This window comes from Streptomyces sp. NPDC048825, assembly GCF_043198355.1.
GTDB classification, from domain to species: domain Bacteria; phylum Actinomycetota; class Actinomycetes; order Streptomycetales; family Streptomycetaceae; genus Streptomyces; species Streptomyces xiangluensis.
The window spans coordinates 334,531-360,462 of sequence record NZ_JBICUR010000006.1 but is presented as its reverse complement, the minus strand read 5'-3'; the positions used below and the strand labels follow the sequence as shown (position 1 = coordinate 360,462).

Sequence of the window (25,932 nt, the reverse complement as noted above, 5' to 3'; positions counted from 1 at the left end):
GGCTCCCTCGTCAGTCCCAGCACAGGCAGAACGGATGACCCACCGGATCCGCGTACACGCGGAAGCGTCGGCGGCCGTTCTCGTCGTCCAGGTCGAGTGGGGTGGCGCCGAGGGCCAGTACCTGGGTCTCGGCGGTGTCGATGTCCGGGACGGTGAAGTCCAGATGCATCTGCTGGGAGTTGTCGTCGGCGCGCGGCCAGTCGGGCGGGCGGTAGCCGGGAGCGCGCTGGAACGAGATGTGGTGGCCGCCGGGCACGTAGAGGTCGTACCAGTCGTCGTCGTACTGCTTCACCTCACCGCCGAGCACACCCGCGTAGAAGGTGGCGAGGGCCGGGGGATCCGGGCAGTCCAGGGCTACGAGGCGGTACTCGGCGATGGCCATGGTGGGTAGGTCCTTTCGCTCGGGTCTCGCAGGGGTCTCACGAAGCGGGTCTCCTTCAGAGCTCCTTCAGAGCTCCTTCAGCGCCGGCAGCAGCTCTTTCTCCGCCCAGTCCAGGAACGGCTGCTGGTGGTCGCCGCCGACCTGGACGAGAGCTATTTCCGTGAAGCCCGCGGTGACGTAGGGGCGTACGGCCTCGACGAAGGTGTCGACGTCGTCACCGCACGGGATGGTCTGGGCGACGTCCTCGGGGCGTACGTTCTCGGTGACCGCGTCGAAGTTCGCGGGGCCGGGGAGTTCGGCGTTGACCGGCCAGCCGCCGAGCGACCAGCGGAACTGTTCGTGGGCCCGGGCGACGGCGGCGTCCTTGTCGGGGTCGTAGCAGACGGGGAGTTGGCCCACCCTGGGCTTGCCCGTTCCGCCGTGACGGTCGAAGGAGTCCACCAGCTCGGACTTGGGCTCGGTGGCGATCAGCAGGTCGGCCAGCCGGCCGGCGAGTGCGCAGGAGTGCTCGCCCGAGGCGGCGATGCCGATCGGGGTCGGTTCGTCGGGGACGTCGTACAGCTTGGCGTTCACCACGTCGAAGTGCTCGCCGTGGTGGTTCAGGGTCTCACCGGCGAACAGCGCGCGGATGATCTCCACGGCCTCTTCCAGCACGCCCAGACGGATGTGCGCGGCGGGCCAACCGCCGCCCACCACATGCTCGTTGAGGTTCTCGCCGGAGCCCAGCCCGAGCCGGAAGCGGCCCTCGGCGAGCAACTGCGTCGTGGCAGCCTTCTGCGCGACGACCGCGGGGTGATAACGGGTCGTCGGGCAGGTCACGTACGTCATGAGGGGAATCGTGGACGTGGCCTGCGCCGCGGCGCCGAGCACGCTCCACGCGTACGGGGCGTGGCCCTGTTCCTCGAGCCACGGGAAGTAGTGGTCCGAGGTGACGGAGAAGTCGAATCCGGCCTGCTCCGCGGCCACCACATGCCGTACGAGCTCACGGGGGCCGGCCTGCTCGGTCATCATCGTGTATCCGATTCGCACCATGCGTTCCGGGTGGCCGGTCGGGGGTACCCGAAACGTGCCCTCGAGGAAGGAAGGGATTTCGATGCCCAGGCCGCAGATCAAGGACGAGAAGACGTATCAGTCGCTGCGCCGTGAGGGTGCGGGCAAGGAGAAGGCGGCGCGGATCGCCAACAGCCCGACGTCCTCCTCCCGCAAGGGCGGCAAGCGCGGCAAGTACGAGGAACAGTCGAAGTCGGACGTCTACGAGGAAGCCAAGAAGGTAGGCATCAAGGGCCGTTCCTCGATGTCGAAGGACGAGCTGATCAAGGCGCTGCGGAACCGCTGACACCGAGGCCGGTGCAAGCCCAGTGCAACAGCCGATGGTGAGTGTGCCCGGCCGGTGCCGGGTACCGGACCGGGTAACACGCCTCATCCTCGTATGGTGGCCGAGGCCGGAGTCCCGGTCACCATGGGCCTGCTGGCCCGAATCAACCGTTCCTGAAGACTGCGCGGGAGCAAGCCCGATCAGCCGCACGCCCCGAACGGTCTTGGGCGCACTGGTCCCCGGCGTACTCAACCCCGGGGCGGCGACACGCATCCCGTGCGTGGTCCGATCCCGGGAGGCCAGTTCCCTACGCGACCTGGCCAGTTGGACACGGCCAGAGGCGACGGGGAGGCCCCGAACCATCCTCCGGTGGAGCGGGGGCCCCGCACTCCCCCCGCTACCGCTGGGGGTGCCCCCAGGCGCCGTACCCGGCGTCCCAGATCGCACGATCACGTTAACCCGGTCGGCCCACAGCGCCGCAAGCCAGCGAGCCGACCATCACACGATCGAGCTAACTCGACTTCGCGCACACGATTCTGCGAGCGACTGCCAACGCCCTTGTGGCGAGGCTCGCCCTCATCGGCTGCCGGCACGCGGATCAGGTGCGTGGGACGCTGCGGGGCGGTCCCGGCCGCGACGACTGGAAGCTGCTGCCCAAGGAAAGGCCGCTGTCCGCCCCGTACCTGCTGGGTCTGGGCGTGGTGATCGGTGCCGGTGTCGCGCTGCCCTACGCCGAGGAGTTGAGGCGCTGCGTCCGGGCACAACGCGCTTCATGACACCGCGCCGAAGCTCTCCTTGGCCGCTGCCGTCCCCGCGTCAGATCCTGCTCGGTGGTACGGGCCCGGAGGACGTGGTCCTCGACCACGAAGGCCGTGTGGTCACGGGCATCGAGGACGGTCGCATCCTGCGCGTCCACATCCACGGTCCCGCCCGGGTGGAGCAGATCGCCCGTACCGGAGGGCGGCCTCTGGGGCTCGAAGTCCTGCGGGACGGGCGGTTGTTGGTGTGTGACGCGGAGCGCGGACTGCTGCGCGTCACTCCCGGCTCCGGCGGTCCCGGCGGCTCCGGTGAAGGCAAGGTCGAGGTTCTCGTGGACTTCGTGGACGGAGGGCCGTTGCGGTTCTGCAGCAACGCGACAGCGGCGGCGGACGGCACCGTGTACTTCACCGCCTCCAGCACGCGATACGGCCTTCAGGACTGGCTCGGCGATCTCATGGAACACACGGCGACCGGCCGGCTGTTCCGGCTCCGGCCCGACGAGAGCACGCCGGAAGTCCTGCTGGACGGCCTCGACTTCGCCAACGGAGTCGTCCTGTCGGAGAACGAGTCCTGTGTCGTGGTGGCCGAGACCGGCGCCTACCGCCTGACCCGGCTGTGGCTGTCCGGCCCGCGGGCCGGGCGCCGCGACACCCTGATCGAGAACCTCCCGGGCTTCCCGGACAACCTCTCGCGTGGCGCGGACGGGACGATCTGGGTCGCCCTGGCCGGTCCGCGGCAAGCACCCGTCGACTGGCTGCGACACGCGCCGGTCCAGGTTCGCCGGGCGGTCTGGCGGGCCGTACGCCCCCTGCGTATCCGCCCGCTGCCGGTCGCGCGCGTCATGGGCATCGGCCCCGACGGGGGCGTCTGCCACGACCTCAGGCGGCTCAGGGCGGGCTACCGGATGGTGACCAGCGTGTACGCACGCGACGGAGCCCTGGTCCTCGGCAGCCTCCTGGAGGACGCGGTCGCCGTGTGCGAAGTGCCTGGGCTCAGCTGACCGGGTGCCCGGCGGTGATGTCGGCGACATCGCTCAGGCACAACGGTTCCCGCTCCGTCGGCTCCTGTGCCTCGCCCGTGACAGGGCTGAGGAGGAAGCCGATGTGATCGCCCGCGTCGACGTGCCCTTCGACCCGGCCGACGAACCAGGCGAGCGTGTCGTCCAGTACGGGAACGCCGCCGGGGCCCGGCGTCCAGTGCGTGCGGGCGAACTTGTCCGCGCGGTCGCCGGTCTCGCCGCCGAACAGTTCCGCGAGGACGTGCTGATCGCGCCCGAGCAGATGTACGGCGAGGTGATCGGCGGACCGCGCCACCCGGTAGGTACGGTTCAGCGTCGACAACCAGACCATGAAACGGGCCGGCTTGATCGAGCACGGCGAGGCGAAGGTCACCATGCAGCCGGCTTGCTCCCCGTCGGCCACGACGGTCACCACGAATACGGGGTGGTCGAGCCGGTCGACGAACGACTGCATGGCGGTCACGGCCATCCACTCCCTACTGCTGACGCCTGCGCCCAGAGCCCCACCCGGCCGGGTCGCCCGGGCCAGCCCTCGACGGGACGGGGCTCCGTCACAAGCCCCGCCCCTTCGTGGACCGGCCGGCGACCCTCAGTGGTGTCCGGGGCTGCCGCTGCCGAACCCGCCGCTGCTGTTCGGGCTCCACCGCGGCGGCCTCTGGTCCTTCGCGGTGTGCGAGCGGATGTTGCCGAAGCCCCGCAGCTCGTGCGGGGTGAGGAAGCCGCCGTCATGCGGCATCTCGTCGGGCTCGCGCATCTCGCGGATCTCGTGGACGGGACCGGATTCCGGGAGATGGGGCTGGTCCTCCGGACGCGGCGGCTCGGGTTCCCGGGAACGCACGCGCATGCCCAACCACACCGCAAGGATCAGCATCGACGCGATCACCACCCCCAACGCGAAGGGGATCGCCCCTGCGGCGATCTCGTGAGGGATGGCCAAACCTCTGCCGAAGGTGTCCATATTCCCTCGTGTACCCCGGGGGACCAGCTGAAACGGTTCCCCGCGGCCCTTCTGGGGGCGCGCACGCGGGCGCGCGCGTGCCCACGGCATGGCGGACGCCACCCCGGGTACTGGGAAGAAATGCGTATGGGAGTGCTTGATGTCGGCTCGAACACGGTACGGCTGGTCATCGCGGAGACGCACGGCGCTGTTCCACTGCCCGTGCACACCGCGAAACGGCGGCTGAGACTCTCGGAGCACGTCGAGCGTGGCGGCCACCTGCCGGACGAGCAGGTGGCCCGTCTCGTCGATGCCGTCACGGCCGCCCGGGACGAGGGCAGACGGTGGGGTGTCAGGCGGCCCTTCGCCTTCGCCACCGCGATCGTGCGGGACGCCCCGAACCGCGCGGAGATCCTGCGACAGGTCGCCGCGGAGTCGGGGGTGCCGCTGCACATCCTGCCCGGCGAGGTCGAGGCCGAGCTGACGTTCCTGGCCGCGCGGCGGTGGATGGGCTGGCGTGCGGGACCGCTGGCCATGCTGGACATCGGGGGCGGCTCGCTGGAGGTGGCGTTCGGCCGCAGCAAGCTGCCGGACTTCGCGATCTCGCTGCCGCTGGGGGCCAACCGGCTCACCCGCGAGTTCTTCCGCGGTCAGGATCCGCCGTCGGAGCGCAGGACCAGGGCGCTCCGCCGCCATGTGCGCCACCAACTGCGCGATGTCGCAGCTCGCATACGCTGGGAGGCGCCGCGTACGACCGTCGCCACCTCGCGTACGTTCCAGCAGCTGGGCCGGCTGTGCGGGGCGCCGCCGGGCCGGTCAGGGCCCTTCACACCACGCGGCATGACCCGTGCCGACCTGCGCCGGGCCACAGGCCGGCTCGCGGAGCTGTCGGCCGCGGAACGCGCCGCTCTGCCGGGCATCTCCGCCGCCCGCGCCGGTCAGTCCCTGGCCGGGGCGATCGTCGCGCACACCACCATGAAGCTGATGGGCATCGACGAGGTGACCATCTGCCCCTGGGCGCTGCGAGAGGGCGTCCTGCTCCGCTGTATCGAGGACGGCAACGCCGACTGGTGGGACGGCACAGCTCCCTCCCTTCGCGGGCATGAGGCGGTGCCCCCACGGGTGCTGCACCCCGTCGGCGGGGACGACGCCGCGACAGCCGGCGCTCACCTGCCGGGAGGGGCCGGATAGTTGCCCGAACGGGTCGGCCGGTGCACCCAGCCGCGATCCGTGCGGGTCAGCTCATGGAACCCGGCGGCGGCCAGGCGTCCGATCGCCTCCGTGTCCTCGGAGGTCTCGTACCCGAGGAGCCGCTCCACTCCACAGAGGCGCAGCCAGTGGGCGGCCTGGGCGAGGAGCCAGGAGTCCAGGCCGTCGAGCGGCTGCGCGATGTGGAGGTTGCCGATGTCGGCGAGGCCACCGCTTCGGGCGTGGCGCTCAGGGCGGCTCAGGGCGGTGTCGATCTCGATGAAGCCGAGAGCCTGCCGGTCTGTCCGTGCCGTGAAGCGGGTGCCGCACTCGCCGAGTGTGCGGTCGACGGAAACACCGGGAAGCGGCGTCAGCGACGGCAGATCGGCCACCTCGGCGATCAGGATGACCTCCGTTCCGCCCGTGTGCCGGAAGCCGGCCCGTTCGTATGCGGCGCGGATGTGCGGCCAGGGCCGGGGCACGCCGTACACGGCGGGGGCGGGCAGGGCGCCGTCGGCATACCGCACGCGGACGTTCCAGCGGGCGAGCTGGGCGACGCAGGCAGCCATCAGCAGTTCGGCGGCGTCCTCGGAGTCCGGCCAGAAGGAGGCGGTCGGATGGCAGACGAACCAGTTGATCTCGCCGGCGTCCCGGTAGTCCTCGCCGACCTCGGCGTCGGCGCGGTAGCGCAGCAGATGCGCGCCGGCCACCACGTACTGGCGCTGCTCGGCGACGAGGGTGACCCGCTCGGCCACCCACGGGTCGGTGATCAACTCGTCGGGCTGACGCTGGAGTTCGCTCAGCACGGTGTTCACGGAGACGGAGACACCGGGGACGACGGCGGCGACATGAGCATTTACGAGCTCGGTGAGTTGATCGCGGTCGTCGCGGTGGAAGGGGCGCACCTTGAGCGCGGACATGCGGGGACCTCCGGGGAGATGAGCGTGAGGAGGCCGCCATGAGGTGCGGTACGACGCTGAGGGTACGCCGCTTGGGGCCCGCTCGCGATGGGGTTTCCGTCGGATGGCCGAGACCGCAGGGCCGGGTCTAGCGTGCTGGGAGAAGCGCTTCCGGCGGAAGGACAGCCATGAAGTTGGACAAGGCGGTGCCCGGCGGGCCCTGCTGGACCGAGCTGGGGACCAGTGATCTGGAGGCGGCCAAGCGGTTCTACACCAACATCTTCGGCTGGCGCCCGGAGACGGATCCGCGTCAGGAGGCGGGCGGCTACACCATCGCGCACCTCGACGACGCCCCGGTCGCGGCGCTGACCCCGCTGTACCAGGAGTCGCAGCCCATCGCCTGGAACGTGTCGTTCTGGGTGCCCGACGCGGACGTGGCCGTGGCGGCCGTACGGGCCGCGGGCGGTGAAGTCCTCCTGGAGCCGATGGACGTGTTCGACCTGGGCCGTTTCGCGGTGGTGACCGATCCGGGCGGCTCGGCCTTCCAGCTGTGGCAGGCGCGGTCCTTCTCCGGTGCGGGACTGTTCAACGCGCCGGGCTCGCTCGGCTGGGTCGAGTTGATGACGCGCGACCCCGTGGCGGTGACCGCCTTCTACACCTCGGTGTTCGGCTGGACGGTCCACGCCTCGGAGTCGTACACGCAATGGGGCATCGAGGGATCCGACTTCGGCGGCATGGTGGAGATGGGCGACAAGTTCCCGCACGAGGTGCCGTCCCACTGGCTGCCCTACTTCGCCGTCGAGGACGTCGACAGGACCGCGCAGGACTGCACCGACGCCGGCGGCACCCTCCTGATGGAACCCACCACGGTCGGGGACGGCAGGCGCATCGCCGTGCCACGGGATCCGCAGGGGGCGATGTTCGGTCTCTACACCGCAGGCGAGGAATAGGCCTGGCCGCTACCGGCGCATCACTCGCCCTCCTTGAGGGGCAGCTCGGCTCCCCGAGTCGTGAAGACAGGAATGCGTTCGATCGGCGCCTCGACGGTGAGCGTCCGGCCCCCGTCGTACGCGTCGCCCGTCCAGGCGTCGGTCCAGGTGCGGCCCGCGGGGAGGTACACCTCGCGGCTCCGCGCGCCCGGTTCCGTGATCGGTGCGACGAGGATGTCCGGGCCGAAGAGGAACTGGTCCTCTACGGCCCAACTCGCCTCGTCCTGTGGGAAGTCGACGAAGAGCGGCCGCATGGGCGGCACACCGTCGGCCGCCGCGACCCGCATCTGCTCGTGGAGGTAGGGCCGCAGCCGTTCGCGCAGGAAGAGCTGTTCCTTCAGAATCCCGTACGCCTCCTCGCCGTACGACCAGACCTCGTTGGGGCCGCCGGTCTGCGCGTATCCCCAGGGCATACGGGGTTCGCGGTCGCCGTGCAGGCGGAAGAGGGGGCAGAAGACGCCGTACTGGAACCAGCGGATCATCAGTTCGCGGTACGCCGGATCATCCGGGTCGCCGCCGTGGAAACCGCCGATGTCGGTGGTCCACCAGGGGATGCCGGAGACGGCGACGGACAGTCCCGCCCGCACCTGTGCACGCAAAGAGTCCCAGGTCGCGGGGATGTCGCCGGACCAGACAGCCGCTCCGTACCTCTGGGCGCCCGCCCAGGCAGAGCGGGACACCAGGACGGTGCCGGGCTGTCCGGCGGCGGCCATGCCCTCGGCGAAGAGGCGGGCGTTGTCGCGGGGGTAGACGTTGACGGTCTGGGCGCCGGGACCCGCGTACAACGTCGTGTTCTCGTGGTGGGCCGGGTCGAGTTCGGGCTCGCAGGCGTCCAGCCAGAAGACGCGGATGCCCAGGTCGAGGTAGTTTCGCCGGATCAGGTCCCAGACGTACGCGCGGGTCTCGGGGTTGGTCGGGTCGTAGACGGAGACCTGCATGCGGGCCGCCATGCCCTTGTCCTGGACCAGGTGGTGCACTTCGGCGCCCTGGTCGGAGCCGAGGAGCAGACCGCGGTCGCGGAAGTCCTCGTAGTTCTCCGACAGGGGTGACACCGTGGGCCAGATGGAGACCATCAACTCGATGCCGAGTTCGGCGAGTTCGTCGACCATGGCCTGGGGGTCGGGCCATTCGTCGGAGTCGAAGCGGTAGTCGCCCATCGCCGACCAGTGGAAGTAGTCGGTGACGATGACGGACATGGGCAGTCCGCGTCTCTTGTGCTCGCGGGCCACGGCCAGGAGTTCGTTCTGGGTGCGGTAGCGGAGCTTGCACTGCCAGAAGCCGCTGGCCCAGTCGGGGAGTTCGGGTGCGTGGCCGGTGGCGTCGGCGTACCGGGCGAGGATGTCGCGGGGGGTGGGCGCGGCCGTGATCCAGTAGTCGATTCCGCGGGCCTGGTCGGCGGTCCAGCGGGTGGCGTTCTCGGCGAACTCGACCCGGCCGAGGGCGGGTTGATTCCACAGGAAGCCGTATCCCCGGCTGGAGAGCGCAAAGGGGATGGACACTTCGCCGTTGCGCTGGACGAGGTCGAGCCGCAAGCCCTTGTGGTCGAGGCGGCCGTGGGTGTGCTGGCCGAGACCGTAGAGCCGCTCGCCCTCGTACGCCGCGAACCTCTGGTGGATCTCGTACGCGCCGGACCGGTTGCCCTTGAACTCCCGGGCGCCCGGGGCCCATGGGTGTTCCGGCTGCTCGGCGAGCAGTTCCTCGCCGGTGCTGGTGCGGGTGAAGGTCAGCTGTGACTCGGCGCCGTGGAAGGCGACCGTGACGGTCAGCTCGCCGTTGACCAGTTGGGCCGTGGTCTTCTCGGCGCCGACGGTCACGGTGCCGCTGTGCTCCGGCGCCGTGTCGAGGGCGCCGACGCTGTCCGTGGGGATGCGGTACTGGGCGACCCGGACGCGGGCACTGTCCGTGCCCCAGGCCTCGACACGCAGCACCTCGTGCCGGTGCCGCACCTCCAGGGCCTCGTCGAGCACACGGAAGACGGGCATGGATCTCCTTGCGTACGGGCGGAGCTACTTCAGTCGCTGAGGGAGTTGTGGTGGATCTCAGGACGGGTCTCAGGAGCGGTCTCAGGATTTGACGCTGCCGGCGGTCAGGCCGCCGACGATGTAGCGCTGGAGCATCGCGAAGACGCATACCACGGGGATGCTGACGAGCGTGGCGACCGCCATGAGCGGCCCCCAGTCGGTACCCGTCTGGCCGACGAAGGTGTTGAGCAGGACGGTCACCGGCTGCACCTTCGGATCACTGTTCAGCGTGATCCCGAAGACGAACTCGCCCCAGCCGAGCAGGAACGAGAAGCCGCCGATCGCGATCAGTCCCGGCCGCATCACGGGCAGCACGACCCGCCACAGCACCCCCGGCAGGCCGCAGCCGTCGACCAGCGCCGCCTCCTCCACCTCGACGGGCATGGCCCGCACCAGTGGCCGCAGCACGATGACCGCGAAGGGCAGCGTCAGCGTCGTATCGGCGATCACCAGGCCGATGAGGGTGTTCGTCAGCTCCACCTGCCGCAGCACGATGAACAGCGGCGCGGCCAGCACGATGCTCGGCAGCAACTGCGCCACCAGCAGCGAAAGGATCATCGCGCCGGAGCCCCGCATCCGGATCCGGGCGACCGCGTACGTCAGGGGCACCGCGAGCAGCAGTGTCAGCGCCACCACGCCCAGCGAGATGACGACGCTGTTGAGCAGCGCCTGGCCGAGCATCGGCTTGTCGAGGGCCCGCGAGTAGCTGTCGCCGGTGAACGGCGAGGGGATCCACTGCGGCGGCGAGACGAGCACCTGGTCGGGCTTCTTCAGCGAGGTGGCGATCATCCAGTACAGCGGCAGCAGGAAGAAGGCCGTGATGACGCCCGCGACGAGCGTGAGCAGCCAGGGCCGTTTGGTACGGGTCATGAGGCGGCTCCTTCCTTGCGCAGGCGCCGTACGTAGACGATGGCGACGATCAGCGGGATGACCAGCAGGAGCGTGCCCGCGGCCGCGCCCCGGCCGAGCTGGAAGAGTTTGAAGGCGATCTCGTACACGTACAGCGGCAGGACTCTCGTACTGTCGACGGGCCCGCCGCCGGTGAGGACGAAGACCAGGTCGAAGACCTTGAAGGTGTAGATGAGGCCGAGCAGCAGCACGGCCGCCGAGACCGGCTTCATCATCGGGACGGTGATGTGCCGCAGCCGCTGCCACGGTCCGGCGCCGTCGATTTCGGCCGCCTCGTAGAGCGTCGGGTCGATGGACTGCAGGCCGACCAGGAGCAGCAGCATGTTGAAGGGCACGCCCACCCAGATGTTGGCGGCGATGACGCCGGGCAGGGCGGTGCTGGGGTCGGTCAGCCAGTTGTGGGCGAGGGAGTCGAGGCCGACGAGGCGCAGGAGTTCGTTGTACGCACCTGCGTCGGCGTCGAGCATCCAGCGGAAGAGGGTGCCGCTGACGATCGGCGGCAGCAGCCAGGCCACCAGCATCAGCGAGCGGAACAGGCCCGCGAGCGGGAACGTCTTCACGAACAGCAGCGCCAGCGCGAAGCCGATCGTGAACTGGAAGAACAGCGAGCCGGCCGTGAACACCAGCGAGATGCGCACCGCGTGCCAGAAGGCGCCCTCGGAGGCGACGCTGTCGTAGTTGTCGGCGCCGCTGAACTGCCAGTCTCCGGTGAGGAGATCGCCGATGGCGACGTCGTGGACGGACGTCCAGAAGTTGTAGGCGAGCGGGAAGAGCATGGTCGCGCCGAGGAACAGCAGGGCCGGCGCCGACATGACGTACCCGGCCCGCGTGCGGCGCACCGCCAGTGAACGGCCGCGCCGCGCGGTCTCCGTCTTCTCCACCGCCTTCAGCGGCTCGCGAGCTTTCACCTGAAGGCTCATTCCCTGCCCTACTTCTGCAGCTTGGGCGTGATGGCGGACGCGGCCTTCCGCGCGGCGGACTGCGGGCTGGAGCTGCCCGTGAGGGACGCCTGGAGGGCCTCGGCCATCGCCTGCGACAACTGCGGGTAGTTCGGGCCGTAGGAGCGGGGGCGGGCGTTGGCGAATTCCTGCACGAAGACCTTCAGGGTGGGGTCGGTGGCCCACTTGCCCGCGTCGGCCATGTCGGAGCGGGCGGGCAACAGGCCGAGCCCGTCGAGGTACTTGGTCAGGACCGTCTTCTCCTGGCTGCGCACGATGGCCTCCCAGCACTGGTCGGCCTTGCCGCTGGTCTTGAGGATCACCCAGTTCTCACCGCCGAGGCAGCTCGCCGGCTCCTTGTCGACGGGAATCGGGACGACACCCCACTTGACCTTCGTCTGGTCCTGCAGGGCGGGCAGTTGCCAGGGCCCGTTGATCTGCATGGCCGCACGGCCCGACACGAACTGGTTGTTGGCGTCCTGTTGCGTCCAGCCCACGCACTGCTTCGACAGCGAACCCGCGTCCACCAACTCCTTGAGGAACCCGAGCGCCTTGGCGCCGTCGGTGCCGAAGGTGTCCAGGTCGCCGCCTGTGGACCACAGGAAGGGCTCGAACTGGAAGACACCCTCCTCGGTCTTGATCGCGCTCATGGCGAACCCGAACGTGTCGCCCTTGGTGAGCTTCTTCGCCGCCTCGGCGAGCTCGTCCCAGGTCTTCGGGGGTTCGACGCCCGCGGCCTCGAGCATCTCGGTGTTGTAGTACAGGCAGAGGCAGTTGGAGTTGTTGGGTACGGAGTACGCCTTGCCGTCGATGACGCCGCTGTTCCACGGGCCCTCGTAGTACGCCTTCGACTGGCCCCACTTCTTCACACGGTCGGTGAGGTCGGTGAGGAGTCCCTGCGGGACGAAGGAGTTCATCGAGGTGTTGTCGACGATCGCGATGTCCGGCAGGTCCCCGGAGGCGGCGCCCTTGATGATCGCGGGCTCCAGCTCGGCGAAGGGGAAGGTCCGTCGGGTGATCTTCACGCCGACCTGCTTCTCGATGTCGGCGATGAGGGCCTTCATCCCGGGCTGGCGGGCCTCCTCGACGAGGTAGTCCCACCAGACGAGCTCGTTCGAGCCGGACGAGCCGCTCTCCGAGCCGCCGCAGGCGGTGAGCGGGCCGGCCAGGCCCGCGGCGAGAACTCCAGAGCCCGATATCCGCATGAACGAGCGGCGGTCGAACCGGTTCGACATGTGCGTCTCCCAGAGGGTGCGTGGATCAACTGCGCGTCTGCGCGGGGCCGGTGCTCGCGCGGACCGTGAGTTCGGGGGTGAGCAGGTGCTGCCGGGGCTTCGCCGTCGAGGAGCCCTCCAGTCGTGCCAGCAGGAGGTCCACGGCCAGCCGGCCCATGACGTCCGACGAGTTGTCGAAGCCGGTCATCATCGGGGTGACCGTCTCGGCCCAGCGGGCGCCGACGACGCCGGTCACCGAGACATCGCCGGGCACGGACAGTCCGGCCCGGTCGAGCCCGCGGTACAGGCCCACGAGCGCCGCCTCGTTGAGGACCACGATCCCGGTGGTCAGCGGGTCGTGATCGAGGAGTTCCCGGACGACCGCCTCGCCGGAGGCCGCGTCGTCCCCGCAGTGGTGGATCTCGCCGGTCAGCCCGAGTTCGGCGACGGCGGTCCGGAAGCCGTCGACGGCTCGGTGCGCGGCCTCGTACCCCACGGCGAACAGCTCCCGCGGCCGGTTCACCAAGGCGAGCCTGTGGTGCCCGAGCTCGGCGAGATGCCGTACGCAGCGGGCGGTGAGCTCCGTCCAGTCCATGTCGACCCAGGACAGGGCGTCGGGGTCCGCGGTCCGCCCCATGGTGACGAAGGGGAACCCGGTGCCGAGAAGCCGGTCCACCCGCGAGTCCTGGACGCGTATCTCCATCAGGATCGCGCCGTCCACGCGGCGTTGGCCCACCAGCCGGTTGAAGGCCTCGTCCCAGCCCTCACCGCTGCGGGACAGCAGTACGTCGTGGTCGTGCGCGGCGGCGGCGTCGATCACCGCGCTGAGGAAGTCGAGCTGCATGTCGGTGTAGCGCCGTCCGGCCGGCGGGAACACCACGCCGATGGTCTGGGTGCGGCCGTGGGCCAGGGCGCGGGCGCTGGCGTTGGGCTGGAAGCCGTGCTCGTCGATGACCTGCTGGATGCGCAGCCGGGTCCGCTCCGAGATCGGCCGCTTGCCGCTCAGGGCGTACGAGACCGTGCTGCGCGAGACACCGGCGAGGCGGGCGATCTCGCCGATGTTGACGGGGGTGGGGCTGCCGCTGTTCACGGGAATGCGACTGCCTTTGGGCGCAGGGGTGCCGCTGCCTGCCTGCGCCGAGGTGCGGCTGCTTTCGGCCATCTCGTCGAACCGGTTCGACACCGCGGACACACCTCCCCCACACCCAGAGTCGTTCGGCATTTCGCACGTCAGCCGGTTCTCCGAACCGGCGTGCCGAACGTAGGAGTGACATAGGTCTCATGTCAACGGGCGGTAACCAAAAAGTTTCTGACGCGACGGAAGCGCTCAGACCCGCGGCGCGCCCAGCCGCTCTTCCAGCCGGCCCAGCAACTCCCCGAGAAGCGTGCCGAGTTCGCCTTGCGTCGAGGCGTCGAGCCCGGACAGGACGGCCGTTTCGTACGCGAGTTGTTCGGGGACGATTTCGTCGACGAGTTCACGTCCGGCGTCCGTGAGACGCAGATGGGCGACGCGCCGGTCACGGCTGTCGCCGCGGCGCTCGACGAGGCCGCGCCCGGTCAGCTGCTTGAGCCGCTTGGTGACGGCGGCGCCCGAGGAGAAGGTCTCCCGGGCCAGCTCACTGGGGGTCAGCTCACGACCGGTGCGGCGCAGGGCGGCCAGCAGCTCGTACTCGGGGCGGGTGAGGCCGGCATGGCGCAGCGGGGCGTCCTCCGCCTGCTGGAGCAATGCGACACAACGGTTGATGCGGCCGATGATCTCTATGGGTCGGGTGTCGAGGTCGGGACGGACCGTCCGCCACTGCCGTACCACCGCCGCGACGGTGTCCCCCGCTATCGCCCGCCCGTTCACTGTCGTCATGCCTGTGCGCCCCCGAGTGCCCGCAGTCCCTGCCGTCGTACCGTCGCTGCGAGCGTACGGTGTCCGGCCTGCCCGGCGCGCACCACCCGCTCCCGAGGCAGGTGCACCCCCGCACGCTCCCCGAGTACCCCCCTGCGCTCGCGTGCACGCGAGCAGGCCAGGGCATCTCTTCGACCGGACTGTCCGAAACACCGTCGATCGGGGAGGTGCGCGGTGCACGGACCGGTGTCGGCGCTCTGGCTGCTCGTCGCGTTGTGCGCGGCGACCGGGGCCTACTGTCTGCTGCGGATGCGCAGTTCCGTCGAGGAGCAGCGGCGCACGGCGGGCGGTGAGGCCCTCATGGGATTCGGCATGGCCGCGATGGCCGTGCCCGCCGCCGTGCTGACGCCCCCGCGCTGGGCCTGGCTCGCCTGCGCGGCCGTGTTCGGTATAGCCGCGCTGCAGGCCCTCTGGGCGGCGCGGGCCGACCGGCATCACCTTCACCACCTGGTGGGAGCGTCCGCGATGGTCTACATGGCGGCGGTGATGGCAGGCGGGACACACTCGGGGCCGCCCGTGCTGACAGGGACACTCCTCGCGTACTTCACCGGGTACGTGCTGTGGACCGGGACACGCCTGGTGCCCATCGCCGTCGCCGGATCCGAAGGGGGCACCCGAGGCGCCCGCACGGCCGGACTGGCCGATCGCCCGGAACTGGCTCAGGCCTGCCGGCTCTCGATGGGGATCGGGATGCTGGCCATGCTGCTCACCATTTGAATCCTCCCCCAGCTGAAGCAGGGGGATTCCTGGCTCACGACGCCTGCGGGTCAGCGACCCGACAGGTCTTCCACGATCAACACCAGCCGGGTTGAAACCAGCCCGGGTTCGTACCGCAAAGCCTGGAGGTGCATGTGCTGTCTTGGCTCTCGATCAGCACGGCGTACGCGCTTGGTTCTCGCAACGCACGGCAGGTAGCTTACCGACCGCGTGGGCGGTCTTTCGCCCTGAGGGCGAAACGTCGTTCCCTGCCCTGTTCCGCAGGAGTCCGATTCCTCCCCGGCCTGTAAACCGGGGCATCCTCAGAGGAATCAGGTGAGGGGCGGCCGGACCTCTACGAGATCGTGGTCTGTGTCACTTTGCCCCGGCAGCCCGTATCCCCTCGCGGCACCGCGCAAATAGGCTGCTCCCATGATGGTCCCCGCGGCACTGCTGCTGCTCGGCGCCCTGGCCGCCGTCCTGGCTCCGCGGCTGCTCGCCCGAGCCGGCTGGGCGGACCGCGAACCGGTGGTCGCCCTGTGGGTGTGGCAGTGCGTGGTGGTGGCAATCCTGCTGTGCTGCGTGCTCTCGATGACCCTCAGCGCGGCTGCCGCCTGGCAGGCGGTGCGCGGCCATGTGTTCGCTCCCGCCCCGCACGACGTCGTGGACGCCTACGCGCTCGCCGAAGCGAGCCCCTGGGCCGCGGCGACCGCCGTGGCGCTCGCCTGCGGCGGCCTATGGAGCGCGGCGATGCTGGTCCGCGAGATCGTACGGGCCCGTGCGCGACGCCGCCGCGAGCGGGCCGAACTCCGCGTACGCGCCCCGCTGTTGCCCGGCGAGGAGCCCGCCGGCGACCGGCTCGTCGTGCTGGAGGGCGAGCGTCCGGATGCCTGGTGGCTGCCCGGGGCGGCGCCCCAACTCGTCATCACCACCGCCGCGTTGCGCCGCCTCAAGGGGAGCCAGTTGGACGCCGTGCTCGCCCATGAGCAGGGGCACGCGCGGGCCCGGCACGACTGGCTGCTGCACTCCTCGGCGGCGCTGGCCAACGGCTTCCCGCAGGTACCCGTGTTCGCGGCGTTCCGCGACGAGATGCACCGGCTGGTCGAGCTCGCCGCTGACGACATGGCGTCCCGCCGCTTCGGCCGGCTGACGACCGCTCTCGCGCTGGTGGAACTGAACGAGGACCGGGGTGTGTTCGGCCCCTGTCCCACACCGCAGGCCCACGTCCCGCAGCGCGTCAACCGCCTGCTCACTCCCCCGGACCGCCTTCCGCCCGTCCATCGGCTGCGGCTCACGGCGTCCGCGGCGCTGGTGCCGGTGATTCCACTGCTGGTGGCGTTCGTGCCGGGGCTGCGGGCGCTGGGGTAACCAAACGCTCAAGGGGACGTACGCACCGGAGTTGGCCTTCTGCCCCACCGGTCGGCGAGGATCAATACATGGACTCCCCCACCCTCGACTCGCCACCCCGCACAGCGGCCCCCACTGCCGCCGTTCGCGCCGCGGTGGCCCTCGCCGTTCCCTCCGTGCTGCTGATCGCGCTGGTCGCCCTGTCCTGGGACCCGCTCATGGACCTGGACGGCGATATCGCGCGTACGACGCACGAGTGGGCGGTCGACGAGCCCGACGTCACGCAGACGGCCCGCATCCTGACGGACTGGGTGTGGGACCCCTGGACCATGCGTGCCCTGGCCACCGCGACCGTGCTCTGGCTGATCATCCGGCGCTCGGCCTGGCGGCCCGCACTCTGGCTGGGAGCCGTCACGCTGCTCGGCACCCTGCTTCAGCAGGGCATGAAGGCAGCGATCGGCCGGGAGCGCCCCGTGTGGCGCGACCCCGTGGACTCGGCCCATTACGCCGCCTTCCCGTCCGGCCATGCCATGACGGCGGCGGTGGTCTGCGGCCTGCTGCTCTGGCTCCTGCACCTGTACGGCGCCGGGCGCGTCCTGTGGCGTATCGCCCTCACGGTCGCGGCGGTCTCCGTCATCGGCGTGGGCCTGACCCGCGTGTGGACGGGCGTGCACTGGCCTACGGACGTGCTCGGCGGCTGGCTGCTCGGCGCCCTGACCGTCGCACTGACGGTGGTGTCGTACGAGCGGTCGCGGACGCCCTCGACCGATGCGCCACAGCGGCCACTCGTGGACCAGGAACACCGGTAGGGTCCAGCGCGTGGCTACTGTCTTATTCGACTTCTCCGGAACACTCTTCCGTATCGAATCCACCGAGTCCTGGCTGCGCGCGGTGCTGGCCGAGACCGAAATATCCCTTACCGAGCCCGAGTTGACCCAGGCGGCCCGGCACTTGGACGCCGTGGGCGCCCTGCCGGGCGGATCCTTCCCCTCGAGGCCGATCCCCGATGAGCTCGCCCCCGTGTGGGAGATCCGCGACAAGAGCGCCGAGCTGCACCGGGCCGCGTACACCGGCCTCTCACGTCAGGTGCCGCTGCCCGATCCCGCCCTGCACGACGCGCTGTACGACCGCCATATGTCTCCGGCCGCCTGGCGCCCGTACCCCGACACGGCCGAGGTGCTGGGCGCGCTGCGTGAGCGCGGTGTGGCGGTCGGTGTGGTCAGCAACATCGGCTGGGATCTGCGGCCTGTCTTCCGTGAGTACGGCCTCGACCCGTACGTCGGCGCATACGTCCTGTCGTACGAACATGGCATCCAGAAGCCGGACCCACGCCTGTTCGCGACCGCCTGCGCCGCACTCGGCGTCGATCCGCGGGAGGCGCTGATGGTGGGCGACGACCGCCGCGCGGACGGCGGCGCGGCGGCCCTGGGCTGCGGCGTGCACTTCGTCGACCATCTGCCGGTTTCGCAGCGTCCGGACGGGCTCCGCCCGGTCCTGGAGCTGGTCGGCTGAATTTCCCGTCCGCCTGGACGATCCCCCGCGTCGCCCAGGCGGACGGCAGCCCGAAGGAGACCCCTGGGAAGGGGCCGCCATGGACGCGCTGAGTATAGTTGGCTGGCAGCCAGTCAACCCAGGAGTTACAGGATGTCCCCGCGCAGCCGCTCGGTCAATGAAGAGTTGCGGCGGCGATCCCGGGAAAAGCTGCTCCAGGCGGCACTTGAGCTGGTCAGCGCGCATGGTTACGAGGCGACAACACTTGGCGACATCGCGGACCGCGCGGGCTCCGCACGCGGACTCGTCTCGTACTACTTCCCGGGCAAGCGGCAGCTCGTACAGTCGGCTGTCCACCGGCTGATGGCCTGCACACTCCAGGAGGCGCTGGAGCGCGAGCCGCGCACAGAGGACGGCCGGGAGCGCATGGCGCGCGCCATCGACGCGATCCTGGGCCTGGCCCGGGACCATCCCGTGCTGATGCGCCAGCACATGGCGGGCATCCTGCAGGCCGAGGGGTTCGTACAGTGCCCGGAGCAGCAACGCCTGGCGGAACTGCTCAGGGACACCGTCAGCCGGTACGGTTCGCCGGATCCCGCCACCGACTATCCGATGCTGCGGGCACTGCTGATGGGATCGGTGTACGCGGCCCTGGTGCCGGGCGTCCCGATGCCTCCGGCGACCCTGCGGGCCGAGCTTTTCAAGCGCTATCGGCTCGACTGGGAGCTGGGTTTCCCGCCGGGCGCCGAGGCGCCCGGCGGGACTTCTGGCGAGGAGGACCTGTCACGGTTCTTCTCGCCGCAGGGCCGCGAAGCCGACGCGGCAGGCCGGGCCGGTCAGGCCGGTCAGCCTCGCCAGTCGAAGTAGTCCGGCTGCGTCTGCACGTTCAGCTCGGACATACGGATCCACTTCGCCGGGTCCGTGCGCCGGTCGCTGATCTTCAGGACGTCGAAGCCCTTCACCATGTCGTTCGAGTAGATGTAGCCGTTGTAGTAGTACGCCGACCACGCGCCGCCGCCGACGAGGGTGTCGGTGGAGATCGGACCGCGCTCGAAGTAGGCGATCTCCTTGGGCTTCGAGGAGTTGGTGAAGTCCCAGACGGAGACGCCACCCTGGTACCAGGCCTGGACCATGAGGTCCTTGCCCTTGACCGGGATCAGCGAGCCGTTGTGGGCCACGCAGTTCTCGGTGTCCGCCTGGTGGCGCGGGATCTTGTAGTAGCTCTTGAAGACGAGCTTGCGCTTGTCGCCCTTGCCAACGATGTCGTAGATGCCGTCGGCGCCACGGTTCGGGCCGATGGCCGCGTTGCAGGTGGCCGCACCGCCGCCGCCCAGCTCGTCGGTGAAGACGACCTTGTTGGCCTTCTGGTTGAAGGTTGCCGAGTGCCAGAACGCGAAGTTCACGTTGTCCTGGACCTGGTCGATGACCTTCGGGTTCTCCGGGTCCTTGATGGAGAACAGGATGCCGTCGCCCATGCAGGCGCCCGCGGCGAGGTCCTTGGAGGGCAGCACGGTGATGTCGTGGCAGCCGGTGGTCTTGGAGACACCCGGGTTGGTGGGCGAGCCCGGGTTGCCGCCGCCGTCGGGACCCTCACCCGGGAAGATCACCGGGAAGCCGACGACCGCCGCCTTCTGGGGCGCCTTGCGCGGCACCTTGATGACCGAGATGCCGTCGTGCGGCGGCTGGCAGTCCGGGAAGGTGGCGCTGGGCGAGTACGAGGAGACGTACACGTAGACGTTCCGGCGCTCGGGCACCAGCGTGTGCGTGTGCGAGCCGCAGGCGGTCTCGACGGCGGCGACGTACTTGGGGTTGCGCTTGTCGCTGATGTCGAAGATCTTCATGCCCTCCCACGAGGACTTCTCGGTCGCGGGCTGCGAGGTGCTGTTGCAGGAGTTGTCGCTGCGCGAGGAGTCCGTGGAGAGGAAGAGCAGGTTGCCGGAGACGGAGATGTCGTTCTGCGAGCCGGGGCAGAGCACCTGGGCGACCGTCTTCGGGGTCTTCGGGTTGCTGATGTCGAAGACGCGGAAGCCGTCGTAGTTGCCGGCGTACGCGTACTTGCCCTGGAAGGCCAGGTCCGAGTTGGTGCCGGGCAGGGCGTCCTTGGGGATGTTGCCGAGGTGGGTGATGTTGTCCGAGTGGACGATCTCGTCCTTGCCGGGTATGTCGCCGCTCTCGATCGCTTCCCTGACCTCGGCCGCCGTGCTCTTGGAGACCTTGTCCGGGGTGGCCGGCGTGTCCCCCGGGTCCGGGGTGGCGACCGCCGGACCGGCCGTGAGCAACGCGGCCAGGAGTCCGGCCGCGGTGGCGACAACTCCCAGGCGTCTGCGCCGTGTTCGGTGGTTGTTCAACAGGGTCACTGCGTCCTCCCTTGTAGCCGTTCGTAGTTGAACGGTTAAGGCACCACCGCAGTATCGTCTTCATCATGCTCAGAACAACAGGGCGCAATGCAGCCGTAACGAATTCATCTGATCATTTACTAACGGCAACGCGTCATTGACGTTCGGCAACGGGTAGGACGGTTCTCAACACCCACAAGGTGTCCGCCGTTTCGTGTGCCACAGGAGGCCGCTGTGCTCATTCGTCGTACGTACCGTCACGTGGTCATCGCCTCCGCGACGGTCGTCACACTCACCCTCGCAGGCTGCACCGGTTCGGACGACGAGCCCAAGTCCCAGTCGGGCAAGGGTCCTTCGGTGATCGCTCCGGGAAAACCGGGCGAGGCGGCTGAGACGCTCTCCGCCGAGGACGCCGAGAAGCGGCGGCCCGACGACTCCCCCAACTCGGCGGACTTCGCCTACGCGCGGATGATGATCGAGCATCACACCCAGGCCCTGGACATGACCGAACTCGCCCCGAAACGCGCCGAGTCGACCCAGGTGAAGCGCCTCGCCGAGCGGATCGCCGCCGCGCAGGGGCCGGAGATCGAGACCATGAAGGGCTGGCAGCAGGCTCACGGCGGCGAGAAGAAGAAGAGCCAGGGGCACGACCATGAGGCGATGCCGGGCATGGCGACCGAGGCCCAGCTCAAAAAGTTGCGCGCGGCGGAGGGCAAGGCCTTCGACGAACTGCTCCTCAAGCTGATGATCACCCATCACGACGGCGCCATCACCATGGCCACGGATGTGCTCGCGCAAGGCAACAACGTCCAGATCGGCGAAATGGCCGACGACGTGATCGCCCAGCAGACGACAGAGATCAACAAGATGAGGGACATGCCCTGACCCTGACGGCTCGGCCCGGCGTGGGCGGCGCCCGGCGGGTGGCGGGCGCCGGTGGCGCGCGGCTTCGGAGTGGGTCGTGCCGACCGCGCGGTGGTGCACTCCGGTGGCGTAGTGACGCGTTCCTGGCCCTCCCGTGGGGGGCGGGTCGGTGCGATTCTGGAAGGAGCAGCGATCTCCTCGTTCTCCTGCCGGGAAGGAGTTCCGCCGTGCTGCACGTCGCCGTGATCGGTTCGGGGCCGAGTGGGGTCTACGCCGCGCAGAGTCTCGTCCAGCAGAGCCAGGTGCCCGGGGTCCGCGTGGACGTCCTGGACCGGCTGCCGTGCCCGTACGGACTGGTGCGGTACGGCGTGGCGCCAGACCACGAGAAGATCAAGTCGCTGCAGAACAATTTGCGTACGGTCCTGGAGCACGAGCAGGTGCGGTTCCTGGGCGGCATCGAGGTCGGCCCGCACGGGCTGCCGGCCGCCCGGCTGCGGGAGCTGTACCACGCGGTCGTGTACTGCGTCGGTGCCGCCGCCGACCGGCGCCTCGGAGTGCCGGGCGAGGAGCTGCCGGGCAGCTGGTCGGCGACCGAGTTCGTGTCCTGGTACAGCGCGCATCCGGATGCCATCGCCGACGGCTTTGTGCTCGGCGCGCGTGCGGCCGTCGTCATCGGCGTGGGCAACGTGGCGGTGGACGTGACCCGGATACTGGCCCGCGGCGCCGCGGAGCTGAACCCCACCGACATGCCACAGGGAGCTCTCGCTGCGCTGGCCCACAGTCAGGTGCAGGACATCCAGATGGTGGGGCGGCGCGGCCCGTCGCAGGCCCGATTCACCACCAAGGAGCTACGGGAGCTGGGCGCACTGCCCGACACCGAAGTGATCGTGGACCCCGAGGAGTTGGCGCTCGATCCGGCGTACGCAGACCCCTCCGCGCTCCCCGCCGCCCAGCGCCGCAACGTGGAGGTGCTGCGCGGCTGGGCCACACAGCCACCGCGTGGCGGTTCCCGGCGGATCCGGCTGCGCTTCTTCCTGCGCCCTGTCGAGTTGCTCCCCGATGGGGGACGCGTGGGCGCGGTGCGCTTCGAGCGGACGGCGCCGGACGGGCACGGCGGCGTGGCGGGCACAGGGCAGTACGAGGACGTCGAGGCGCAGCTGGTCCTGCGCTCGGTCGGCTATCGCGGAGTGCCGCTGGAGGGCCTGCCGTTCGACGCGGAGCACGGCACGGTGCCGCATCTCGCGGGACGGGTCCTGCGCGAGGGCTCGGTGGCGCCGGGCGAGTACGTGGCCGGGTGGATCAAGCGGGGCCCGACGGGCGTCATCGGCACCAACCGTCCCTGCGCGAAGGAGACGGTGACCTCACTGCTGGAGGACGCCCCCGAACTCGTACAGCGTGAGGTGCCGGACGATCCGCTGGCGGTACTGCGCGCGGAGGGCCTGCGGCCGGTCGAGTGGTCGGGCTGGCTGGCCATCGAGCGGGCAGAGGCGGAGCTGGGTGCCTCGCTCGGCCGGAGCGTGGTGAAGCTGCCCGACTGGCAGTCACTGATGGAAGCGGCCCGATCGGTTCAACAGAGTCACTGACTCTCTCCTGGGCATGACACCTGGTGGCAACAGGCAGGAAATCAACAAACTGTTTAAGCCCTCTACGGTCGCGAACAGTCCCCGCTCCCCGCCGCTCCTGGAGTACCCATGCCAACCTCCACCCCCGCACGCCCAGTGCACCCCGTGGACGAGGTCCCACCCGTCCGCCAACTCGCCGCCTTCGGACTGCAACACGTGCTCGCGATGTATGCCGGCGCCGTGGCCGTCCCGCTGATCGTGGGCAGTGCGATGAAGCTGTCGCCCGCGGACATGGCATACCTGATCACGGCCGACCTGCTGCTGTGCGGTGTCGCGACGCTCATCCAGTGCGTCGGCTTCTGGCGCTTCGGGGTGCGGCTGCCGATCATGCAGGGCTGCACCTTCGCGGCCGTGTCGCCGATGGTGCTGATCGGTACGGGCGGCGGCGGACTGCCCGCGATCTACGGGTCGGTGATCGTCGCCGGACTCGCGATCATTCTGCTGGCGCCCGTCTTCGGAAAACTGCTGCGATTCTTCCCGCCGCTGGTCACCGGCACGGTGATCCTGATCATCGGACTCTCACTACTGCCGGTGGCGGGCAACTGGGCGGCCGGCGGCGTGGGCGCGGAGGACTTCGGCGAGCCTAAGAACGTGGCGCTGGCGGCCTTCGTGCTCGCGGTGGTGCTCGCCGTGCAGCGGTTCGCCCCGGTGTTCCTGCGCCGCATCGCGGTACTGATCGGCATCGCCGTGGGCCTCGCCGTCGCGGTGCCCTTCGGTTTCACGGACTTCGGCGGGGTCGGGGACGCGGACTGGCTGGGAATCAGCACGCCGTTCCACTTCGGCGCCCCCACCTTCGAGGCGTCGGCGATCGCGTCGATGCTGGTCGTAGCTCTGGTGACCATGACGGAGACTACGGGTGACTTCATCGCTGTCGGCGAGATGACCGGGCGGAAGGTCGAGCCTCGCCCGCTCGCCGACGGCCTGCGCGCCGACGGCCTGTCCACGGTGCTCGGCGGTGTCTTCAACACCTTCCCGTACACGGCGTACGCGCAGAATGTCGGCCTCGTCGGCATGACGCGGGTCCGTAGCCGCTGGGTCGTGGCGGCGGCCGGCGGCATGCTCGTTCTGCTCGGCCTGCTGCCCAAGCTGGGTGCGGTGGTCGCGGCGATCCCGGCGCCGGTACTCGGCGGCGCGGGCCTGGTGATGTTCGGGACGGTCGCCGCGAGCGGGCTGCGGACGCTGGCGCAGGTGGAGTTCAAGGGCAACGACAACCTGACCGTCGTGGCCGTCTCGGTCGCCGTGGGGATGTTGCCCGTCGGGGTGCCGACGGTCTACGAGAAGTTCCCGGACTGGTTCCAGACGGTGATGAACAGCGGGATCAGCGCGGGCTGCCTGACAGCGATCGTGCTGAACCTGCTCTTCAACCACCTTCCGTCGAAGGGCGGTTCAGCTGCCCACGAGGCGGACGGCCTGACGAGCGGCGGCGGTCAGGACGCTGTCGAGAAGTCCCGGGAAGAGATCGTCTAGGTCGTCCCGGCGCAGCCCGTTCATCTTGGCGGTGCCGCGGTAGACCTGCCGGATCACTCCGCTCTCGCGCAGCACCCGGAAGTGGTGCGTGGTCGTGGACTTGGTGACGGGCAGGTCGAAATGCGAACAGGAGAGCTCGTCGCCGTCGGTGGCGAGCTCTCGTACGACCTGGAGCCGCATCGGGTCGGAGAGCGCGTGCAGCACGGGTTCCAGCCGGATCTCCTCGCGTGTGGGGTGCGGGAGTTCACGGCTGCTGCTGCTCGGGGTGGCGGTCGTCACGGCGGCTCCAGTCCTTGTACTCAGAGTGCTCAGGCCTTCTGGTCCGGAGGTTCCGGCGGTCTCCGAGGCTTCTGGGGCTCCATCGCTCCGGAGGATTCCATTGTACGAGGACTCTCGTAGTTTGACATCTCCCGTACTACGATGCCTATCGTACGAGTCGTAACCCGGCCCCGTGACGATTGGAGTCCGCCGTGAGCGCGCTCTTCGAGCCCTACACCCTGCGCGATCTGACCATCCCGAACCGGGTCTGGATGCCCCCGATGTGCCAGTACTCGGCAGCGCCCGACGGCCCGGGCATGGGCGCCCCGAACGACTGGCACTTCGCCCACTACGCGGCGCGCGCCACCGGCGGCACGGGCCTGATCGTCGTCGAGGCCACGGCCGTCAGCGCCGAGGGCCGGATCTCGCCGTACGACCTCGGCATCTGGAACGACACACAGACCGAGGCCTTCCGCCGGATCACGCGCTTCCTCAAGGGGCAGGGCACCGTTCCGGCCGTGCAGCTCGCGCACGCCGGCCGCAAGGCCTCGACCGACCGCCCCTGGAAGGGCGGTGCCCCGGTCGGTCCCGAGGCCCACGGCTGGCAGCCGCTCGGGCCCAGCCCGCTGGCCTTCGACGCGAACCACCCGGTGCCGACCGAGCTCACGGTCGAGGGGATCCAGGAGATCGTCGGCCAGTTCACGGACGCCGCACGCCGCGCTCTCGACGCCGGCTTCGAGATCGTCGAAGTCCACGGTGCGCACGGCTACTTGATCGGTGAGTTCCTCTCCCCGCACTCCAACCGGCGCACGGACGCGTACGGCGGCTCGTACGAGAACCGCACGCGCCTGGCCCTCGAAGTCGTCGACGCCGTACGGGCCGTATGGCCGGACGACAAGCCCCTGTTCTTCCGCATCTCGGCCACCGACTGGCTGGAACAGAACGGCTGGACGGCCGACGACACGGTCCGCTTCGCCGCCGAACTGACCACCCATGGCGTCGATCTCCTCGACGTCTCCAGCGGCGGCAACGCCTCCGGTGTGCGCATCCCCGTCGACCCGGGCTACCAGGTCCCCTTCGCCACCCGCGTGAAGAACGAGACGTCCATGCCCGTCGCCGCCGTCGGCCTCATCACCGATGTCGAGCAGGCCGAGAAGATCCTGGCCAATGGTGAGGCGGACGCGGTACTGCTGGGCCGGGAGCTGCTGCGCAACCCTTCATGGGCCCGGCACGCGGCGCGCGAACTCGGGAGCGAGGTGCACGTACCGGATCAGTACCACCGGTCTGTCTGACCACCGGTCTGTCTGATCACCTGCCGTACGGTCCGCAATGGCGCCGACCAACGGCCGTACGGCACCGAGCACCGAGCCGGTTCGGCGCGGCCC

27 protein-coding genes are annotated in these 25,932 nt (G+C 69.8%); 14 read left to right on the top strand and 13 right to left on the bottom strand.

What is annotated here, in order from left to right; translation table 11 throughout:
* Positions 1-10 precede the first annotated feature (10 nt).
* Both ACGFNK_RS17965 and ACGFNK_RS17960 read right to left on the bottom strand, forming a co-directional pair.
* Positions 11-382, bottom strand: a complete 372-nt coding sequence (locus ACGFNK_RS17965) for a VOC family protein (RefSeq protein ID WP_393416856.1) — start codon at positions 380-382, stop codon at positions 11-13.
* A 66-nt stretch (positions 383-448) separates the two neighbouring features.
* The gene (locus ACGFNK_RS17960) at positions 449-1,414 is read right to left on the bottom strand and encodes an LLM class F420-dependent oxidoreductase (RefSeq protein WP_393416854.1); all 966 of its coding nucleotides are present in this window, start codon (positions 1,412-1,414) and stop codon (positions 449-451) included.
* Positions 1,415-1,475: 61 nt separating this feature from the next.
* Here ACGFNK_RS17960 and ACGFNK_RS17955 point away from each other — a divergent pair, with 61 nt between their 5' ends.
* From ACGFNK_RS17955 to ACGFNK_RS17945, 3 genes are all read left to right on the top strand, one after another.
* Entirely contained in the window at positions 1,476-1,718 is a 243-nt protein-coding gene (locus tag ACGFNK_RS17955; RefSeq protein ID WP_344388458.1) for a Rho termination factor, read from the top strand.
* A 539-nt stretch (positions 1,719-2,257) separates the two neighbouring features.
* Positions 2,258-2,473, top strand: a complete 216-nt coding sequence (locus ACGFNK_RS17950) for a hypothetical protein (RefSeq protein ID WP_393416852.1) — start codon at positions 2,258-2,260, stop codon at positions 2,471-2,473.
* Positions 2,470-3,456: an SMP-30/gluconolactonase/LRE family protein gene (locus ACGFNK_RS17945; protein ID WP_393416850.1), complete on the top strand. Its 987-nt coding sequence runs from the start codon at positions 2,470-2,472 to the stop codon at positions 3,454-3,456. The genes ACGFNK_RS17950 and ACGFNK_RS17945 overlap by 4 nt, the downstream gene beginning before the upstream one ends.
* On the opposite strand, the gene ACGFNK_RS17940 is transcribed toward ACGFNK_RS17945, so the two are convergent.
* Together ACGFNK_RS17940 and ACGFNK_RS17935 are read right to left on the bottom strand one after the other, a co-directional pair.
* Positions 3,449-3,937, bottom strand: coding sequence for a flavin reductase family protein (locus tag ACGFNK_RS17940; protein ID WP_393416848.1), 489 nt, complete (start codon positions 3,935-3,937; stop codon positions 3,449-3,451). The two genes, ACGFNK_RS17945 and ACGFNK_RS17940, sit on opposite strands and share 8 nt — an antisense overlap.
* A 126-nt stretch (positions 3,938-4,063) precedes the next feature.
* Positions 4,064-4,411, bottom strand: coding sequence for a DUF6479 family protein (locus tag ACGFNK_RS17935; RefSeq protein ID WP_393416846.1), 348 nt, complete (start codon positions 4,409-4,411; stop codon positions 4,064-4,066).
* A 141-nt stretch (positions 4,412-4,552) separates the two neighbouring features.
* Between ACGFNK_RS17935 and ACGFNK_RS17930 the strand changes: the two genes are divergently transcribed.
* Positions 4,553-5,602 (top strand): Ppx/GppA family phosphatase, encoded by a 1,050-nt coding sequence (locus tag ACGFNK_RS17930; RefSeq protein ID WP_393416844.1) that lies wholly within the window; start codon positions 4,553-4,555, stop codon positions 5,600-5,602.
* Here the strand turns inward: ACGFNK_RS17930 and ACGFNK_RS17925 are convergent.
* Positions 5,578-6,519, bottom strand: a complete 942-nt coding sequence (locus ACGFNK_RS17925) for an N-acetyltransferase (RefSeq protein ID WP_393416842.1) — start codon at positions 6,517-6,519, stop codon at positions 5,578-5,580. The genes ACGFNK_RS17930 and ACGFNK_RS17925 overlap by 25 nt on opposite strands.
* Before the next feature lie 167 nt (positions 6,520-6,686).
* Between ACGFNK_RS17925 and ACGFNK_RS17920 the strand changes: the two genes are divergently transcribed.
* The gene (locus ACGFNK_RS17920) at positions 6,687-7,448 is read left to right on the top strand and encodes a VOC family protein (RefSeq protein ID WP_393416840.1); all 762 of its coding nucleotides are present in this window, start codon (positions 6,687-6,689) and stop codon (positions 7,446-7,448) included.
* A 20-nt stretch (positions 7,449-7,468) separates the two neighbouring features.
* Here ACGFNK_RS17920 and ACGFNK_RS17915 read toward each other — a convergent pair whose 3' ends face one another.
* From ACGFNK_RS17915 to ACGFNK_RS17890, 6 genes are all read right to left on the bottom strand, one after another.
* A complete protein-coding gene (locus tag ACGFNK_RS17915) occupies positions 7,469-9,469 on the bottom strand; it encodes a TIM-barrel domain-containing protein (protein ID WP_393416838.1) in 2,001 nt (666 codons plus the stop codon).
* 81 nt (positions 9,470-9,550) lie between these two features.
* The gene (locus ACGFNK_RS17910) at positions 9,551-10,378 is read right to left on the bottom strand and encodes a carbohydrate ABC transporter permease (RefSeq protein WP_386336535.1); all 828 of its coding nucleotides are present in this window, start codon (positions 10,376-10,378) and stop codon (positions 9,551-9,553) included.
* Complete coding sequence (locus tag ACGFNK_RS17905) at positions 10,375-11,325, bottom strand: carbohydrate ABC transporter permease (RefSeq protein ID WP_393416835.1); 951 nt, start codon at positions 11,323-11,325, stop codon at positions 10,375-10,377. Before ACGFNK_RS17905 ends, ACGFNK_RS17910 begins: the two co-directional genes overlap by 4 nt.
* 20 nt (positions 11,326-11,345) lie before the next feature.
* Positions 11,346-12,590 (bottom strand): extracellular solute-binding protein, encoded by a 1,245-nt coding sequence (locus ACGFNK_RS17900; RefSeq protein WP_393416833.1) that lies wholly within the window; start codon positions 12,588-12,590, stop codon positions 11,346-11,348.
* A gap of 25 nt (positions 12,591-12,615) precedes the next feature.
* Positions 12,616-13,752, bottom strand: coding sequence for a LacI family DNA-binding transcriptional regulator (locus ACGFNK_RS17895; RefSeq protein ID WP_393416831.1), 1,137 nt, complete (start codon positions 13,750-13,752; stop codon positions 12,616-12,618).
* A 144-nt stretch (positions 13,753-13,896) separates the two neighbouring features.
* A complete protein-coding gene (locus ACGFNK_RS17890; protein ID WP_393416829.1) occupies positions 13,897-14,427 on the bottom strand; it encodes a MarR family winged helix-turn-helix transcriptional regulator in 531 nt (176 codons plus the stop codon).
* A 213-nt stretch (positions 14,428-14,640) separates the two neighbouring features.
* On the opposite strand from ACGFNK_RS17890, the gene ACGFNK_RS17885 reads away from it, so the two are divergent.
* The 5 genes from ACGFNK_RS17885 to ACGFNK_RS17865 all read left to right on the top strand — a co-directional run bounded on the left by ACGFNK_RS17885 (position 14,641) and on the right by ACGFNK_RS17865 (position 18,867).
* Entirely contained in the window at positions 14,641-15,183 is a 543-nt protein-coding gene (locus ACGFNK_RS17885) for a DUF5134 domain-containing protein (RefSeq protein WP_393416827.1), read from the top strand.
* A 411-nt stretch (positions 15,184-15,594) separates the two neighbouring features.
* Positions 15,595-16,530, top strand: coding sequence for a M56 family metallopeptidase (locus ACGFNK_RS17880; protein ID WP_386336526.1), 936 nt, complete (start codon positions 15,595-15,597; stop codon positions 16,528-16,530).
* 68 nt (positions 16,531-16,598) lie between these two features.
* On the top strand, positions 16,599-17,318 hold the full coding sequence (locus ACGFNK_RS17875; protein ID WP_386336524.1) for a phosphatase PAP2 family protein: 720 nt from the start codon (positions 16,599-16,601) through the stop codon (positions 17,316-17,318).
* A gap of 10 nt (positions 17,319-17,328) precedes the next feature.
* A complete protein-coding gene (locus ACGFNK_RS17870; protein ID WP_393416825.1) occupies positions 17,329-18,021 on the top strand; it encodes an HAD family hydrolase in 693 nt (230 codons plus the stop codon).
* 132 nt (positions 18,022-18,153) lie between these two features.
* Positions 18,154-18,867 (top strand): TetR/AcrR family transcriptional regulator, encoded by a 714-nt coding sequence (locus tag ACGFNK_RS17865; protein WP_393416823.1) that lies wholly within the window; start codon positions 18,154-18,156, stop codon positions 18,865-18,867.
* On the opposite strand, the gene ACGFNK_RS17860 is transcribed toward ACGFNK_RS17865, so the two are convergent.
* Positions 18,846-20,357, bottom strand: coding sequence for an LVIVD repeat-containing protein (locus tag ACGFNK_RS17860; RefSeq protein WP_393416821.1), 1,512 nt, complete (start codon positions 20,355-20,357; stop codon positions 18,846-18,848). The two genes, ACGFNK_RS17865 and ACGFNK_RS17860, sit on opposite strands and share 22 nt — an antisense overlap.
* Before the next feature lie 213 nt (positions 20,358-20,570).
* Between ACGFNK_RS17860 and ACGFNK_RS17855 the strand changes: the two genes are divergently transcribed.
* The 3 genes from ACGFNK_RS17855 (at position 20,571) to ACGFNK_RS17845 (ending at position 24,289) form a co-directional block, all read left to right on the top strand.
* The gene (locus ACGFNK_RS17855) at positions 20,571-21,221 is read left to right on the top strand and encodes a DUF305 domain-containing protein (protein WP_393416819.1); all 651 of its coding nucleotides are present in this window, start codon (positions 20,571-20,573) and stop codon (positions 21,219-21,221) included.
* A gap of 206 nt (positions 21,222-21,427) precedes the next feature.
* On the top strand, positions 21,428-22,783 hold the full coding sequence (locus ACGFNK_RS17850) for an FAD-dependent oxidoreductase (protein WP_393416817.1): 1,356 nt from the start codon (positions 21,428-21,430) through the stop codon (positions 22,781-22,783).
* Between the two features lie 108 nt (positions 22,784-22,891).
* Positions 22,892-24,289 (top strand): nucleobase:cation symporter-2 family protein, encoded by a 1,398-nt coding sequence (locus ACGFNK_RS17845; protein WP_393416815.1) that lies wholly within the window; start codon positions 22,892-22,894, stop codon positions 24,287-24,289.
* Here the strand turns inward: ACGFNK_RS17845 and ACGFNK_RS17840 are convergent.
* Positions 24,209-24,568 (bottom strand): ArsR/SmtB family transcription factor, encoded by a 360-nt coding sequence (locus tag ACGFNK_RS17840; RefSeq protein ID WP_393416813.1) that lies wholly within the window; start codon positions 24,566-24,568, stop codon positions 24,209-24,211. The two genes, ACGFNK_RS17845 and ACGFNK_RS17840, sit on opposite strands and share 81 nt — an antisense overlap.
* 191 nt (positions 24,569-24,759) lie before the next feature.
* On the opposite strand from ACGFNK_RS17840, the gene ACGFNK_RS17835 reads away from it, so the two are divergent.
* Complete coding sequence (locus ACGFNK_RS17835) at positions 24,760-25,839, top strand: NADH:flavin oxidoreductase/NADH oxidase (protein WP_393416811.1); 1,080 nt, start codon at positions 24,760-24,762, stop codon at positions 25,837-25,839.
* Positions 25,840-25,932 lie beyond the last annotated feature (93 nt).